Below are 14,649 nucleotides of genomic sequence, written 5' to 3' on the forward strand. Positions count from 1 at the left end.
CATGAAGAACTGTTTTTTATTTTTAGCTATCCTATTTATTACCACTTCATGTGATTACATTTTGAAGCCTAGTAGTGTCAATACTGTTGATGAAAAACTACCAGAAATGGCTATTGAAGATGAAAAAGATAAAAATGGATGTGTGGCTGATGCGGGTTTCAAATGGTCTAGAATTAATCAAAATTGTATAAAACTGATCGAAGAAGGGTATCGATTAAATCCTACTGATAATTTGACAAATTTAGAAGCTGCAAAAAGTGCTTTTGTTATTTTTGATGCATCAAATTTAAATGCAGAAGTATTTTTACCTAATGTTTCGGATGCTATTTTGTTAAACAGAAATAGTATTAATGATGATTTTACCAACAAAGAATTAAAATTCTCATTGAAAAAAGATTATACCTTTTCTGTAAAAGATTCGATACTTTTTCAAGCGGCAAAAACTGCTAATAAAGCTGTAATTAGTACTGATGCAGAAGAACAATAAAATTTAGTTATTCAACCAATCTCTAAAATCATAAAAATTTTGTGGTGCAACTCCATGGCCAATAGGATATTCCTTGTAAAGAACATCAATTCCTAAGCCTTCTAGAACAGGTTTTGTTTTTCGAGCCCAATCTATTGGAATTACTTGGTCTACAACTCCATGAGAAACAAAGAATTTTACTTGGGTAAGATCTTTTTCTTTAAAATTTTCTGTTGCAATATCTAAGTTTAAATAGCCACTTAATGCTACAACACGATTTATTTTTTCTGGATAAGACAAAGCAACTGCACTACTCAAAATGGCACCTTGACTAAATCCAATTAAAGTCACTTTTTCGGCATCAATGGCATATTTTGAAACACATTCATCTATAAAATCAACAATCAAATCACGAGAACTTCTGGCTTGATTTAAATCTGAAAATTTATTTTCATCAGCATCAAAATTTATGGCATACCAAGCATAACTTCCATACGTCATGTCATAAGGTGCACGAGCAGAAATTACGTAATATTCGTTTGGTAATTCGGTTGCAAAAGAAAATAAATCTTCTTCATTACTGCCATAACCATGCAATAGAAATAATACAGGATTTTTATCTAATTTAACTTTAGGTTCTCTTACTAAATGATGTAATGACATTTTTAATTATGAATTATGAATTATGAGTTTTGAATTATGAGTTTTGAATTATAGATTTTTGAAGTATTTTTGGCATAATTTACCTATAAAAGGAACAGGTGTTTGTTGACCGTTTATTGCTGTAGAAATTCCGTAAACGACTAAAATTAAAACAAAAATCCAAAAACCAAGTAAGATGTAAGGATTATTAAAATTGGATAAAATTAGTCCAAATGAAATAAAAAGAATATTTAAACCCACAGCTTGTCTGATATGAAAACTTGCAAATTTATTTTTGTCATCAGCATTCATTGACATAGCAATTAAAACGCCAACAATTAAAATATAACTAACTAAAGCAGTTGTTTTTCCTTGTTTGATTTCTTCGTTAGGAGTCATTATATTTCTAATTTTCCATTATTGTAAATTCCGTACACTTTTCCTTTTAAAGTTTGTCCTAAAAACGCTGAATTTTTAGATTTTGAAAGGATATTTTCTTTAGCAAAAGTTGACTTTTCGTTTGGATTGAATAAACTCAAACATGCTTTTTGTCCAACTTCAATCGCATTTTTTTCTAATCCAAATACTGTTCTTCCGTTTGTTAATTTTTCTATGATTGTTTCAGTTGGAAGTACATTTTGTAACATTCCAAATGCTGTTTCTAAACCAATGGTTCCGTTTTTGGCTAAATCGAATTCTAGTTTTTTATGTTCAATATCAATTGGATTATGATCTGAAGTTATCATATCAATTGTTCCATCTGTAATTCCTTTTAATAAAGCTTTTCTGTTAGCCTCTGTTTGCAAAGGTGGTGCAACTTTATATCTCGAATCAAATCCTTCTAAAACCGTCTCATTTAAAGTCAAATGATGGACTGAAACGCTACAAGTTACATTTAAGCCTTTCTTTTTGGCTTCTTTAATTAAAGCAACCGATTTTGCTGTTGAAATAGTTGGAACATGCATTTTTCCGCCAGTATATTCTAAAATCGACAGGTTTCGAATTAAATCAATTTCTTCTGCCATGGCTGGAATTCCTTTTAAACCTAATTTGGTACTGACAATTCCTTCGTTCATAACACCATTTCCTTTCAAGGTTTTTTCTTGGCAAAAAGAAAGGATTAAACCATCAAAATCTTGAACATATTGTAAAGCTATTTTTTGAATATTAGCTTTATCCATTGATTTGTTATAATCACCAAAAGCAATGGCTCCAGCGTTTTTCATGTCAAATAATTCGGATAAATCTTCACCTTCACTATTTTTAGTTAAAGCTCCAATAGGATGTAAATTCGTAGCAAAACCATTCGCTTTACTTTTTACAAAAGAAATAGACGTTTGATTATCGATGATAGGATAGGAGTTAGGTTGCAAAGCAATATCTGTGAAACCACTTTTTGCAGCTACTTTTAATCCATTACTAATAGTTTCTCTATCTTCAAAACCTGGTTCTCCAAAACTTACAGAAGAATCAAACCAACCTTGTGAAACATGAAGATTATCCAAAGAAACTTCTTCTAAGTTTTTAGCATTTTTGGCTGTTTTGTCAATCGAAGTTATTTTTCCATTTTCAATTGTAATATCCATTTTTTGATTGTGAAATTTACTTTCAGTATCGATTATGGTTGCTTGTTTTAGTATAACATTTTTCATTTGAAAATTGTTTAGTTGTGTTGTTGTTTAGTTATGATGTATTACTTCACGAATTTCTGAATGAGCATTTCTGATATCAAAAAGAATAAGGCCATAATAACAAACCATTTCCATAAATCTTTAGAGCTTCTTGAGGATTCAATTTCGTTGAAAACGGTTGAAATATCATTCACTTTGGTAAAATCTTTAAAAGTGGTTTCGTTTTTTTGATCTAAATCACTTTCTGTTCGTGTATAATTGAAACTTATGTTTTTTAAATTTTGTTCTTTCTTTTCAATGGTAAAATTTCCTGAATTAGCTGGTAATTCGCCTAATGATAATTTGATTTTTGTATTCAAAACTTGTTGCATGGGAATAAAACTTTCTTCTTCATTTTGAATGGAAACTACTTCATCTTTACTGGTAATAGCATCAATTAAAACCACTTCATTGTCTCCAATTGTGTGAGATAATTTTCCTGAATTTCCTTTGGTTTGAGCCATATTATAAAACGTAGGAACAATTAAAGGTGAATTCTGAAAGTTGGAATTTTGCTTATTAATTGGTGCTGAAAACGTATAAATACTTCCAACTTGATTGCTTGTTGATTGCAAAAACGAACTTCCATCTTCAAATTGTAAAATTGGTAATCCTTTTGAAACTAAAGCAAAACTTTGTTTGACTTCAGGATATTGAAAATTAGTAACTTTTTTCTCAAAAACATTTTGATATAATGGATGTGAAAAACTAATTTTCGTAATTTTCTTTTCTTGGTTTTGAATGGTTGTAAAATTGGTGTTTCCAACTTTATTGGTCAAACTATTCAATTTATCAACTGAAATTGAAGCTGATGGGATAATAATCACATTGCCACCTTTGGCATAGAAATCACTTAAATTTGTAGCCAATGAACTTGGAATTTCCTCTATTTCATTTAAGATAATTGTATGTTGATTTTCAAGTTCACTATAATTAATTTCAGAGATGGTGTAATTGGTTAAATCAAATTCTTCTGAATTATAAATTTTATTCAGAAAAATATTTTTTTCAGAAGATCCAATAGCTGTAACTTTAATTTTCTTTGGTTTTTCAATGCTGAAATAGAAAGTATTGTCGTAATTCAAACCATTATCTTGAATTTGAGCATACCCATGAAAATCAGTTTTTGGTAAAGTGAAAGTTACGGTTTGTTCGTTTTCTTTGAAATTTACAATGGTTTTTCCAACACTTTTTTCACCATTTACCACAGAAAGTGGAATTCCGTTTTCTTGTTCTCCAAATGATTTTAATGTGATTTTTATTTCGTAAAACTGATCTAAATTCTGCGAAAGCGTAACATTTTCAATGCTTACATTGTTTTTGTTTTGAGCAATGGCATCTATAAAATAAAGAGAATTTCCTTCTTTAAGTGATGTTGTTTTCTTAGATTCTACATTAATTGCATCAGAAATAACTACATAATCAATTGAAGTGTTTGGTTTTTTAGCTTGTACTTTTGTGATTAAATTATCAATTTCAAAAGGTGTTCCACTGTATTTTAGATTCAATAACTCTTTTTGAATGGATTTGATATCAGTGTCCCAAAAAACATCATTGCTTGTCAATAAAGATAATGTTTTGGTTTCTGAAGTTTCTTCAATCAATTCTTGAATGGCTCTTTTTAATAATTCTCCTTTATTTCCTTTGGCTTGCATGGAAAAAGAATTGTCTAATAAAATAACCAATTCGTTATTTTTTTTATCATCCTCTTTTCCTTTAAAGAAAGGTTGAGCAAAAGCAAAAATCAAAGCTGCAAGCAATAACAAACGAGTCGCAAGAAGCAACCATTTCTTAATTGTAGCACTTTTTTGGGTTTGAATTTGGAGTTCTTTCAGCAATTTGACATTCGTGAAATATTCTTTTTTAAATCGTCTTAATTGGAATAAGTGAACGATAATTGGGATTACCAATAAAAAAAGGAAGTATAGAATTTCTGGGTGTTTAAATTGCATCAAAAATTTAATTTTTCAAAAGTACAGATTTAAAAATCAATTACAAAATTCAAGAGCAATATCAATTGTAAAAAATTAATTTTGGCTAAAGCCAATTTGTATCTTATAAATAAACCGTTAGCTAAAGCCGAACGGCAATTCATATTTTTTATCTGAAATCTAAAAACTGCTTTCTGACAACTAATTACTGAACACTGAACACTATTTCTTCTTTCTCTTAGCATCACGTTTACGTTCCATATTTCGGTTTGTTGAACCTGAAACTTTTTTGTAACGTTTTCCTGGTCCACCGAGATTTACTTTTTTATTTTTATCACTTTTTTCATGAAATGAAGCTCCTCTTTCAATATCTTCTTTCTTCTTTTTCACTTTCATTTTGACTTTGTCTTTTTCGAACTCTAACTTTCGAACTTCAACAACAACACCTTCTGGAATTTCAGCGATTTCAATTTCTTGATTCATTAAAGTTTCCACTTCTAAAAGCATTTCTTCTTCTTTTGGTGCAATAAAACTTATCGCAACACCTTCTTTATCAGCACGTCCAGTTCGTCCAATACGGTGAATATAACGTTCTGGTTCATCAGGAAACTGTAAGTTAAAAACGTGAGTGATATCTGTAATATCTAATCCACGAGCCATGATGTCAGTAGTAATCAAACCTCGTAATTCACCACTTTGGAAACTTTCCATAGTATTTAAACGGTAATTTTGTGTTTTGTTGGAATTAATTACTCCAAATTGACCCGGAAAATGTTCTTCTAAAAAGTCATCTACTAATTCAGAAATACGTTTACTGTTTATAAAAATTAAAACTCTAGAAGTAGTTTCATCACTTTCTAAAATATGTTGTAAGATGTTTAATTTCGTTAGAAAATTGGGAACACTATAAATATATTGACTAATTTGTTCCAAAGGAGTTCCACTTGGAGCCAAGGAAACTTCTTGAGGAAAATCAAAATATTCTTCCAACAATTCATCTACTTCTTCTGTCATGGTTGCAGAAAATAAAATGTTTTGTTTTTTAGTGCGCATCATCGATAAAATAGCTGTCAATTGCGTTCTGAAACCTAAATTTAGAATTTCATCAAACTCATCAATCACTAATTTTTGAAGCGTATCAAAACGAACGACATTATCTAGTGCCAAGTCCATTATTCGACCTGGAGTTGCCACTAAGATATCTGTTCCTGTATAAACTGAAGTTTTTTGCGTGTTTATGTTTACACCACCATAAATTCCTAAAGTTCGGATGTTCATATAAGTGGTTAACTTTTCAATTTCTTCTACAACTTGAACTACTAATTCACGTGTTGGAACTAAAATTACAACTCTTGGTGTATGCAAATCCGCCACAAATTTCCATTGTTTTAGAATGGGAAGTAGGTAAGCAAATGTTTTTCCAGTTCCTGTTTGTGCAATTCCCATAACATCTCTGCCCGAAAGTATAACTTTGTAGGCTTTTGCTTGAATAGGAGTAGGAGTAACGAAACCTAGTTCGTCAAGTGCTTTTTGTAGGGATTTTGGTAAATCAAAGTCGGAAAAAGAATTCATGGTACTAATTTTGTGCAAAGGTACAACTTTATTCTTAGTGTGATAGGTATAAAAAAACCTCTTCGATTTTGAAAAGGTTTATGGTTTTACTCGAACAATTTTATCGTCTTTTAAAATAACTAAATCACTGTTCATTTTCTTTTTGAATAGGATTAAGTTTTCATAGACTTTTTCCATTGCTTTCACAATTTTTTTATGTTCTTCTTTACTTTTATCTTTATCACTCATTTCTTTTACTTTTAAGTAAATTGAATTTTTCTAAGTTAATTATTGATAATTCACCTTTAAAATGTTTTTCGGCAATTATTTCATTTAATCCAAATGAATTATCAAAAATCATTACATCATCAATCAAAGGTAAATATATTTCAAATAAATTTTTAATTCCTCTAATGTATCTTCTTTTTATAATTTCTGTTGGAATATTATGTCCACCTTCTAAAACTCTAGTTTTCACTCTTTCACAAGCTAAGTTAACATTTTGTAACCAAAAAAACAATATTTTGACTTTATAGACTTTGGCTTTTGCTTCAATTATTTTTGATTTATAACTTTTTGTCGCTAAAGTAGTTTCGAAAGCAAAAGTAATTTCTTTTTCTAGTAGCTCATTGATTCTATTTAGCATGATTCTTCCAGCTTCAAAACCAACACTTTCTGGTTGAAAAGGAGAAAGACCTTTAGCTATCTCATCTGCATTTACAAATTCTTTACAATTTAAAATTTCAGGAAGAATTGTGAAAGAAGCAGTGGTTTTGCCTGCTCCATTACATCCTGAAATTATGTAAAGATTTTTATCCATTTACATTACAATTTCCCCATATTGGAAGCTAACGTTTCAATAAATTTTCCAATAGGACCTTTTATCATCATTGCCATCATTGGGTTGAATTCTCCTTCAAACTGCAATTGAACTTCGGTTTTGTTAGCTTCAATTTCGTTTAAATTACCTGTTAGTGTAAATGGCAATTTGCTTGAAGCTGCTCCTAAAACGATTTTAGAGTTTGGAGTAAATTCTTTTTTTACCAATTTTATTTCGGGCATACCTTTTAAACCAAATTCGAAACAATTTTCATCAATTACTTCAAATTTTGCGATGTTTTCGGGCATTAATTTTTCAAAATTCTTTACATCAGATAATTGTTCAAATAAATATTGAGCTGATTTTTCAACGTTAACCTTTGGACTTTCTAGATTCATTTTTTTTATTTTTGCTACCAAGGCACTAAGGCACAAAGTATTTTTATTTATAAGTATTTTTATCCTTTCTTTAAAATGTAATCAGCGAGTTAAAACTGACGACTATTATTCTTGATTCCAAGTCGAAGGGCTTTTTGACCATTCAATTAGAGATTCCATTTCTTTTTCAGAAACATATTGTTTTTCAATTGCTTTTGCTAAAAGTGTGCTGTAATCGCTTAAAGTGTAAACATCAATGTTAGCTTTTTTGAAATTTTCTTTTGAAATATCAAATCCATAAGTAAAAATGGCAGCCATACCTTTTACATTAGCTCCTTCATTTCGTAAAGCTTCTACAGCCAATAAACTGCTTCCACCAGTACTAATTAAATCTTCAACAACAACAACATTTTGTCCTTTTTGTAAAAAACCTTCTACTTGATTTTGTCTACCGTGTTTTTTTGGTTCTGGTCTAACATATACGAAAGGCAATCCTAACTCTTCAGCAACAAGTATACCAATTCCAATAGCACCTGTTGCTACACCAGCAATGACATCGGGTTTGCCAAATTGGTTTTCAATTTGTTTGGCAAATTCATCACGAATGTAATTTCTGATTGGTGGAAAAGACAGTACCAATCGGTTATCACAATAAATTGGAGACTTCCAGCCAGAAGCCCAATTAAAATAATTTTCAGTATTTAATTTAATTGCGTTTATTTGTAAAAGCAATTCGGCTGTTTTTTGAGCGGTGTTGTTATTAAAAATCATATTGCAAATGTATAAAGTTTTTGTGAACGATAAGCCTCTTTTTTTAACAAATAAAATAGAAAAAGAAACCGACTTTCAATTATTTCTTTTAGAAAGCATTGACATTAAGAAGCTTATAGTTAAAATATTCCAAAATAAAATTCAAAAAGCCTTTTTGTATCATCCAGATGAATCCTTGTTGTTAAAAACTTTGAAGGCCAAAATACCTGTTGTAAAAGCTGGTGGTGGGTTGGTGAAAAATGTAAATGGTGAAATTTTATTCATTTATCGCAATGGAAAATGGGATTTACCTAAAGGTGGAACAGAAAAAAATGAAACCATGGAAGAAACAGCCATGCGTGAAGTGGAAGAAGAAACTGGTGTAAATGGTTTGTCTATTGTTGAAAAATTACAAAAAACGTATCATGTATTTAAACGCAATGGACGTTACAAGTTGAAAATTACGACTTGGTACGAAATGAAGTCAACTTTTGAAGGAACTCCAGAAGGACAAGCAGATGAAGGAATTGAAAAAGTAGAATGGATTCATCCAAGAGATATTCCAAAGCTTTTAGAAAATTCTTATGAGAATATTAAATTATTGTTTGAATAAAAAAAGGAATGTATTTCAAAATACATTCCTTTTTTAGATTTAGTTTTTAAGTAAACTTTTTATTTGTTCTGCTAATTCTGTTCCAATGCGGTCTTGGGCTTCGTTTGTTGCAGCACCAATATGTGGTGTTAATGAAATTTTAGGATGCATTAATAATTGTACTGCCGGCGTTGGTTCGTTTTCAAAAACATCTAAACCTGCAAAAAGTACTTTATTGTTATCTAAAGCTTCCACCAATGCAACTTCATTAATAACTCCACCGCGAGCACAATTAACAATTCCTACATGATCTCTCATAATTGCAAATTCTTCTTTATCAATTACATATCCATCTTGAGCTGGAACGTGTAATGTAATAAAATCCGAGTGTTTTAATAAGTCTTCCATTGGTTCCGTTTTGATATCAACATTGATGAATTGACCGTTGTAGAAATCAACACGAATTACTGCTTCTCCAACATATTTGTCCGATGCAATAACTTTCATTCCCAAACCAAGAGCCATTTTTGCAACAGCTTGACCAATTCTTCCAAAACCAATAATTCCTATTGTTTTACCTCTTAATTCTATTCCGTCTGCATAAGCTTTTTTTAATCCATTAAAATTCGTATCGCCTTCTAAAGGCATATTTCTGTTAGAATCATGTAAAAAACGTACTCCTGTAAATAAATGAGCAAAAACTAATTCTGCTACAGATTCCGATGAAGATGCTGGTGTATTAATTACATGTATTCCTTTGCTTCGTGCATACTCAACATCAATATTATCCATTCCAACACCACCACGACCAATAATTTTGATACTTGGGCAGTTGTCAATAATATCTTGTCTTACCTTAGTAGCACTTCTTACTAAAATTACATCAATATGGTTTGTATTAATATAATTGGCTACTTGTTCTTGAGCTACTTTTGTTGTAATTACTTCAAACCCTCCTTTTTCTAGTGCTTTTATTCCACTATCTGAAATTCCATCGTTGGCTAATACTTTCATTTTTTATTTTTTTTCTACCAAGGCACAAGGGCACAAAGTATTTAATGTTAATTATTTTTTTCTGTAAATTGCAATTGCAAACTATTTACTGAACTCTATTTTCTAATTCTTTCATGACATCAACTAAAACCTGAACGCTTTCAATTGGTAAGGCATTGTACATGGAAGCTCTATAGCCACCAACAGAACGATGTCCATTGATTCCAGAAATTCCTGCTGCTTTCCAAAGTGCATCAAAAGTTTCTTGATGTTCGGAGTTGTTGAGTGTAAAAGTAGCATTCATAACGCTTCTATCTTCAGTAGCTACAACTCCTTTAAACAAAGGATTTCTATCAATTTCATTATACAATAATGCTGCTTTTGCTTCGTTTTCTTTTTCAATTGCAGCAATTCCTCCTTTATTTTTTAACCATTGTAATGTTAATAAAGAAGTGTAAACAGCAAAAACGGCAGGTGTATTATACATGCTTTCTTTAGCAATATGTTGTTCGTAATTTAAAATATTTGGAATATTTCTACCTGTTTTTCCTAAAATTTCTTCTTTAATTACCACTAAAGTAGTTCCCGCTGGCCCCATATTTTTTTGGGCACCTGCATAGATAATGTCAAATTTAGAAAAATCTAAAACTCTAGAAAAAATATCAGAACTCATATCACAAACCACGGGTACATTGGTATTTGGAAAAGATTTCATTTGAGTGCCAAAAATAGTATTGTTAGAAGTACAGTGAAAATAGTCTGCATCAATTGGAATACTATAGTTTTTAGGTATAAATGTATAATTACTCTCTTTAGATGAAGCCACAGCAATTGTCTCCCCAAAAGGCTTAGCTTCTTTCATGGCGCCACTTGCCCAAGTTCCTGTATCTAAATATGCTGCTTTTCCGTCTGTTTTCATTAAATTGTAGGGAACTCTTAAAAATTCTAAACTAGCACCACCTTGTAAAAATAAAGCTTGATAACCTTTGCCTTCTAATCCTAGTAATTCTAATGTTAAAGCTCTTGCATCATCCATAACAGCTACAAAATCTTTACTTCTGTGTGAAATTTCTAATATAGATAATCCTGAATTATTAAAATTTAAAACGGCTCGAGATGCTTTTTCAAAAACTTCTTGTGGTAAAATACAAGGTCCTGCGCTATAGTTGTGTTTTTTCATTATAAATGATGTAAAGTAGTTAATGTTGAATTGCAAATTTCGTAAATACCTACTGAAAATTAATGGTAAAGTAGGCAATAATAACACCATCTTATTAACAATATCGTTATAGTTTAACAAAAAAGACATATTATTTTTTTAATTCTTTTTTTAAAACCAAAATAAAGAATACGTCGTAAATGCAATTATAACTTAAATAAAAAAATATGAAAACTAGAAAAATTTTATCTATTACATTTCTTGCTTTAACATTTATGATTTCAGTAAATGCATTTGCACAAAAAGAAAAAACAGTTACTGTTGGAGGTGCTCCAATGTATCCATCTAAGAACATTGTAGAAAATGCTGTGAACTCAAAAGATCATACCACTTTAGTTGCTGCAGTAAAAGCGGCTGACTTAGTTGAAACTTTAATGTCAGCTGGTCCATTCACCGTTTTTGCTCCAACAAATGCTGCTTTTGACAAACTTCCAGAAGGAACGGTTGAAGCTTTATTAATTCCAGAAAATAAAAAATTATTACAAACAATTTTGACTTATCATGTTGTTTCGGGTAAAATGAGTGCAAGCGATCTTACAGCTGCAATTAAAAAAGGAGACGGAAAAGCTACACTTAATACAGTGAGCGGCGGTACACTAACGGCTTCAATGGAAGGTAGTGGTATCAAAATTACTGATGAAAACGGTAATTCAGCAAACGTAACAATTTCAGATGTTAATCAATCTAATGGAGTAATTCATGTTATTGATGCAGTGGTAACACCAAAATCATAAAGGCTGTTAGGTTTTGTTTTTTTGTTTTGAGAGAGTTTTCGAAAGAAAACTCTCTTTTGTTTTTTATAAATTATTCAAAAAAGCTATCGTGTCAACATTATCTGCATAATCCCATAAATTAGGTTTTTGCGTTTGCCCAAAAGTGATACTATTTTCAACTAAATGATTAGAAACAATACACTGAATTTGTTCTTCGTCCGCTTTTAACCTTAATTTTAGTGCTTCTAAATCCTCGTAAAATTCGTAAAAAACACTTGATATTGGTGATGAATAGCTTTCATCTTCTTTAAGTGTTAAAAATTCATTATCCAATAATTTGTATAAACTCATTAAAAATACAGCCTTGTTGTAATCGTAATTATTGGCGTATTTTTCATAAAAGATAACATCTTTATATTTAAAAATGGCTTCAAAAAAAGCTTTGAAATCGTAATTTTTAGGCACAAACAACTTGGATACATTTCTACAGCCTAATCCAAAATACCTAAAAATATCTTCGCCTAAATCTTCTAAATCTTCTTTGGTTTCATTTCCTGTTAAAATGGCAACCGAATTTCTGTTTTTACGAATGATGCTGGGAACATTTTTAAAATAATAATCAAAATACCTTGAAGTGTTGTTACTTCCTGTAGCAATAACAGCATCAAAACCTTCTAATTTCCCTTCAACAAAAGTTATTTTTTTACTAAATCTTTGATCTAAACTGACTAAATATTGCGCTAAAAATTTTAATAAATGTTGGTCGTTGGATGATGTTTTAACCAAAACATCATTCCCTGTAATTAAAACCGTTAAAAAATCATGAAATCCAACTAAGGGAATATTTCCAGCTAAAATTAAGCCTATTTTTTTAGGATCAGTTTTTTTAAAATCATAAGAAGAAAGCCATTGGGTAAGGTTTTCTTCCGTTAAGGCATTCGCCCAAGATTGAATTGAAAAATAAACTTGTTCAGGTGTAAACCAACCGTTATGGGATTGAGATAAGTTAATCAGTGCTTCAAAATCATTAAAAAAAGAACCTTCATTTTTTACAGTTTCATCTTTCTTATTTCCTTCCAAAGAAAACTGTTTCAAGAACTTTCCTAATGCAATAAAATTATTTTTTAATTCATTTTGTAACATCTGTAACTTGTTTTTAAATAGATAACATTGTAATTTTGCACAAAAATAAGCAATAAAGTTGGAAGGTTATGATGTAATTATAAATACTTCTGAATTCTAACTTTTAATTTCTAACTCAATAACAGATGGCAATTATAATAACTGACGAATGTATTAACTGTGGTGCTTGTGAACCTGAATGCCCAAATACTGCAATTTATGAAGGTGCTGATGATTGGAGATATAAAGATGGAACAAAACTTTCTGGAAAAATAGTTTTACCTGACGGAACAGAAGTAGATGCTGATGCTGCTCAAACTCCTATTTCTGACGATTTGTATTATATTGTTCCTGGAAAGTGTACCGAATGTAAAGGTTTTCACGAAGAACCTCAATGTGCTGCGGTTTGTCCTGTAGATTGTTGTGTTCCTGATGACAATCACGTGGAAAGTGAAGAAACACTTCTTAGCAGACAATCTTTTTTACACAACGAATAAAGTATAACTCTTCTTTTTTAGAAGAGTTTTTTTTTACTCTTTTAATAATAGTTACTATTGTTTGTGTTATAGTATTTTTTTTATACATTTGATACAAACTGTACGATTAATATGAATAAAATATATTGTTATTTTTTAGTATTATTTTCCTTCTCTGTTTTTTCTCAATCTAAAGAAATAACTGTTATTTTATTAGATTCCAAAAGTAATATTCCTGTTTCCAATGCTACCATAACTGTTCTTAGAACAAATCAAGGCTTGATTAGTAATGACGAAGGGGTTTTTGTTCTTAATTTGGATCGACCTTCATTAATTGAAATTTATCATACGGATTACAAAAAAGTAAACATCAAATCCAGTACACTTAAAGAAGATGTAAATGAAGTTTTTATGGATTTTTCTGGAACTGAATTGAATGAAATTATTTTAGGTGGAGAAGATTCTCAAAAAACATTGATTTCGTTAATTAAAAATTCTTCTAAAAAGCTCACAGTACCTTGTAATTTGAGAGTTTACACAAGGGAATTTTTTAAAATAAACGACCAATACACCTACTTTAATGATGGTTTAATGAATTTTCAAATTTTAGGCGATTACAAAAAAATCACAACAGATATTTTAGTCGAACAAAATCGTTCCATTGGTTTTTTTGATGAAAAAGATTTTGATATTTTAGGGTACAATCTCAATAATTTGATGGAAAACTATTATCAATTCAAGTATTTGGATGAAATTTTGGGTTCAAATGCCAAAAAGAAATACGATTTCAGTATCGAAAAACACTCTAAAGATGGTACGATCAATAAAATGATTGTCAGACCATACACTACATCTGAAGGACCTTTGTCCGTATACACTATAATTTATGATGTCAAAAATAAGCTGATTATTGAAGTCAGTTCGTACTTGCCAGAAGATAGAATAGACAAACAAAAACGTATTTTGGATTACAAAAACAGAAAGGTTTTTAAATCGGAATTCAAAACTTTTTATCGAATTGAAAATAAAGATTATTACTTAGCCAATTCACAAGAAGTAATTGGTTTTACTGCAATTAAAGACGATAAAGAAGTTAAAATTGAAGTCAAAAACAACCTCATTACAAGTGAATTTAGAACTCAAATTTTTAAATACGACGAAATGGAAACCTTTAAAGATAAATCGTTGATTAACAAATTTGACACCATTTTAACTGATTTTTGGAATCTAGATTCAGGAATTGCATTAACTCAAGCAGAAAAAGATATCTTAGAAAAGATTCAAAAGTAATTTTACATTTTCTATATTTGCACACTTTTAAAAAATA

17 protein-coding genes are annotated in these 14,649 nt (G+C 30.1%); 5 read left to right on the forward strand and 12 right to left on the reverse strand.

Features of this window, described 5'->3' with window-relative positions:
- Position 1: 1 nt before the first annotated feature.
- A complete protein-coding gene (locus tag ACTF56_RS01865) occupies positions 2 to 487 on the forward strand; it encodes a hypothetical protein (RefSeq protein WP_438965207.1) in 486 nt (161 codons plus the stop codon).
- 3 nt (positions 488 to 490) lie between these two features.
- On the opposite strand, the gene ACTF56_RS01870 is transcribed toward ACTF56_RS01865, so the two are convergent.
- From ACTF56_RS01870 to pyrE, 9 genes are all read right to left on the reverse strand, one after another.
- Positions 491 to 1,129: an alpha/beta hydrolase gene (locus ACTF56_RS01870; protein ID WP_438965208.1), complete on the reverse strand. Its 639-nt coding sequence runs from the start codon at positions 1,127 to 1,129 to the stop codon at positions 491 to 493.
- 48 nt (positions 1,130 to 1,177) lie between these two features.
- The gene (locus ACTF56_RS01875) at positions 1,178 to 1,507 is read right to left on the reverse strand and encodes a hypothetical protein (RefSeq protein ID WP_438965209.1); all 330 of its coding nucleotides are present in this window, start codon (positions 1,505 to 1,507) and stop codon (positions 1,178 to 1,180) included.
- On the reverse strand, positions 1,507 to 2,760 hold the full coding sequence (locus ACTF56_RS01880) for a dihydroorotase (RefSeq protein WP_438965210.1): 1,254 nt from the start codon (positions 2,758 to 2,760) through the stop codon (positions 1,507 to 1,509). Before ACTF56_RS01880 ends, ACTF56_RS01875 begins: the two co-directional genes overlap by 1 nt.
- 41 nt (positions 2,761 to 2,801) lie before the next feature.
- On the reverse strand, positions 2,802 to 4,730 hold the full coding sequence (locus ACTF56_RS01885; RefSeq protein ID WP_438965211.1) for a BatA domain-containing protein: 1,929 nt from the start codon (positions 4,728 to 4,730) through the stop codon (positions 2,802 to 2,804).
- Between the two features lie 201 nt (positions 4,731 to 4,931).
- On the reverse strand, positions 4,932 to 6,281 hold the full coding sequence (locus ACTF56_RS01890; RefSeq protein ID WP_438965212.1) for a DEAD/DEAH box helicase: 1,350 nt from the start codon (positions 6,279 to 6,281) through the stop codon (positions 4,932 to 4,934).
- Positions 6,282 to 6,359: 78 nt separating this feature from the next.
- Positions 6,360 to 6,509: a hypothetical protein gene (locus ACTF56_RS01895; protein WP_438965213.1), complete on the reverse strand. Its 150-nt coding sequence runs from the start codon at positions 6,507 to 6,509 to the stop codon at positions 6,360 to 6,362.
- Complete coding sequence (locus ACTF56_RS01900; protein WP_438965214.1) at positions 6,502 to 7,080, reverse strand: zeta toxin family protein; 579 nt, start codon at positions 7,078 to 7,080, stop codon at positions 6,502 to 6,504. Before ACTF56_RS01900 ends, ACTF56_RS01895 begins: the two co-directional genes overlap by 8 nt.
- Before the next feature lie 5 nt (positions 7,081 to 7,085).
- The gene (locus ACTF56_RS01905; protein WP_438965215.1) at positions 7,086 to 7,478 is read right to left on the reverse strand and encodes an SRPBCC family protein; all 393 of its coding nucleotides are present in this window, start codon (positions 7,476 to 7,478) and stop codon (positions 7,086 to 7,088) included.
- Positions 7,479 to 7,583: 105 nt separating this feature from the next.
- Positions 7,584 to 8,228 (reverse strand): orotate phosphoribosyltransferase, encoded by a 645-nt coding sequence (gene pyrE, locus ACTF56_RS01910; protein ID WP_438965216.1) that lies wholly within the window; start codon positions 8,226 to 8,228, stop codon positions 7,584 to 7,586.
- 7 nt (positions 8,229 to 8,235) lie between these two features.
- Between pyrE and ACTF56_RS01915 the strand changes: the two genes are divergently transcribed.
- Positions 8,236 to 8,820: an NUDIX hydrolase gene (locus ACTF56_RS01915; RefSeq protein WP_438965217.1), complete on the forward strand. Its 585-nt coding sequence runs from the start codon at positions 8,236 to 8,238 to the stop codon at positions 8,818 to 8,820.
- Positions 8,821 to 8,859: 39 nt separating this feature from the next.
- Here ACTF56_RS01915 and ACTF56_RS01920 read toward each other — a convergent pair whose 3' ends face one another.
- Together ACTF56_RS01920 and serC are read right to left on the reverse strand one after the other, a co-directional pair.
- Positions 8,860 to 9,813, reverse strand: a complete 954-nt coding sequence (locus ACTF56_RS01920) for a D-2-hydroxyacid dehydrogenase (RefSeq protein ID WP_438965218.1) — start codon at positions 9,811 to 9,813, stop codon at positions 8,860 to 8,862.
- Positions 9,814 to 9,898: 85 nt separating this feature from the next.
- Positions 9,899 to 10,972 (reverse strand): 3-phosphoserine/phosphohydroxythreonine transaminase, encoded by a 1,074-nt coding sequence (serC, locus tag ACTF56_RS01925; RefSeq protein ID WP_438965219.1) that lies wholly within the window; start codon positions 10,970 to 10,972, stop codon positions 9,899 to 9,901.
- A gap of 206 nt (positions 10,973 to 11,178) precedes the next feature.
- On the opposite strand from serC, the gene ACTF56_RS01930 reads away from it, so the two are divergent.
- A complete protein-coding gene (locus ACTF56_RS01930) occupies positions 11,179 to 11,745 on the forward strand; it encodes a fasciclin domain-containing protein (protein WP_438965220.1) in 567 nt (188 codons plus the stop codon).
- Positions 11,746 to 11,808: 63 nt separating this feature from the next.
- Here ACTF56_RS01930 and ACTF56_RS01935 read toward each other — a convergent pair whose 3' ends face one another.
- Complete coding sequence (locus ACTF56_RS01935; protein WP_438965221.1) at positions 11,809 to 12,867, reverse strand: acyl-CoA reductase; 1,059 nt, start codon at positions 12,865 to 12,867, stop codon at positions 11,809 to 11,811.
- 125 nt (positions 12,868 to 12,992) lie between these two features.
- Here ACTF56_RS01935 and ACTF56_RS01940 point away from each other — a divergent pair, with 125 nt between their 5' ends.
- Together ACTF56_RS01940 and ACTF56_RS01945 are read left to right on the forward strand one after the other, a co-directional pair.
- The gene (locus ACTF56_RS01940; RefSeq protein ID WP_438965222.1) at positions 12,993 to 13,343 is read left to right on the forward strand and encodes a 4Fe-4S dicluster domain-containing protein; all 351 of its coding nucleotides are present in this window, start codon (positions 12,993 to 12,995) and stop codon (positions 13,341 to 13,343) included.
- 111 nt (positions 13,344 to 13,454) lie between these two features.
- Positions 13,455 to 14,612, forward strand: coding sequence for a hypothetical protein (locus tag ACTF56_RS01945; RefSeq protein ID WP_438965223.1), 1,158 nt, complete (start codon positions 13,455 to 13,457; stop codon positions 14,610 to 14,612).
- Positions 14,613 to 14,649: the final 37 nt, after the last annotated feature.

The organism is Flavobacterium sp., assembly GCF_965657075.1.
Lineage (GTDB): Bacteria > Bacteroidota > Bacteroidia > Flavobacteriales > Flavobacteriaceae > Flavobacterium.

What these genes read in the sequence shown, in the direction of transcription:
- ACTF56_RS01865 (WP_438965207.1), top strand. Translation starts at nt 2, where the DNA reads ATGAAGAACTGTTTTTTATTTTTAGCTATCCTATTTATTACCACTTCA.
- ACTF56_RS01870 (WP_438965208.1), bottom strand. Translation starts at nt 1,129, where the DNA reads ATGTCATTACATCATTTAGTAAGAGAACCTAAAGTTAAATTAGATAAA.
- ACTF56_RS01875 (WP_438965209.1), bottom strand. Translation starts at nt 1,507, where the DNA reads ATGACTCCTAACGAAGAAATCAAACAAGGAAAAACAACTGCTTTAGTT.
- ACTF56_RS01880 (WP_438965210.1), bottom strand. Translation starts at nt 2,760, where the DNA reads ATGAAAAATGTTATACTAAAACAAGCAACCATAATCGATACTGAAAGT.
- ACTF56_RS01885 (WP_438965211.1), bottom strand. Translation starts at nt 4,730, where the DNA reads ATGCAATTTAAACACCCAGAAATTCTATACTTCCTTTTTTTATTGGTA.
- ACTF56_RS01890 (WP_438965212.1), bottom strand. Translation starts at nt 6,281, where the DNA reads ATGAATTCTTTTTCCGACTTTGATTTACCAAAATCCCTACAAAAAGCA.
- ACTF56_RS01895 (WP_438965213.1), bottom strand. Translation starts at nt 6,509, where the DNA reads ATGAGTGATAAAGATAAAAGTAAAGAAGAACATAAAAAAATTGTGAAA.
- ACTF56_RS01900 (WP_438965214.1), bottom strand. Translation starts at nt 7,080, where the DNA reads ATGGATAAAAATCTTTACATAATTTCAGGATGTAATGGAGCAGGCAAA.
- ACTF56_RS01905 (WP_438965215.1), bottom strand. Translation starts at nt 7,478, where the DNA reads ATGAATCTAGAAAGTCCAAAGGTTAACGTTGAAAAATCAGCTCAATAT.
- pyrE (WP_438965216.1), bottom strand. Translation starts at nt 8,228, where the DNA reads ATGATTTTTAATAACAACACCGCTCAAAAAACAGCCGAATTGCTTTTA.
- ACTF56_RS01915 (WP_438965217.1), top strand. Translation starts at nt 8,236, where the DNA reads ATGTATAAAGTTTTTGTGAACGATAAGCCTCTTTTTTTAACAAATAAA.
- ACTF56_RS01920 (WP_438965218.1), bottom strand. Translation starts at nt 9,813, where the DNA reads ATGAAAGTATTAGCCAACGATGGAATTTCAGATAGTGGAATAAAAGCA.
- serC (WP_438965219.1), bottom strand. Translation starts at nt 10,972, where the DNA reads ATGAAAAAACACAACTATAGCGCAGGACCTTGTATTTTACCACAAGAA.
- ACTF56_RS01930 (WP_438965220.1), top strand. Translation starts at nt 11,179, where the DNA reads ATGAAAACTAGAAAAATTTTATCTATTACATTTCTTGCTTTAACATTT.
- ACTF56_RS01935 (WP_438965221.1), bottom strand. Translation starts at nt 12,867, where the DNA reads ATGTTACAAAATGAATTAAAAAATAATTTTATTGCATTAGGAAAGTTC.
- ACTF56_RS01940 (WP_438965222.1), top strand. Translation starts at nt 12,993, where the DNA reads ATGGCAATTATAATAACTGACGAATGTATTAACTGTGGTGCTTGTGAA.
- ACTF56_RS01945 (WP_438965223.1), top strand. Translation starts at nt 13,455, where the DNA reads ATGAATAAAATATATTGTTATTTTTTAGTATTATTTTCCTTCTCTGTT.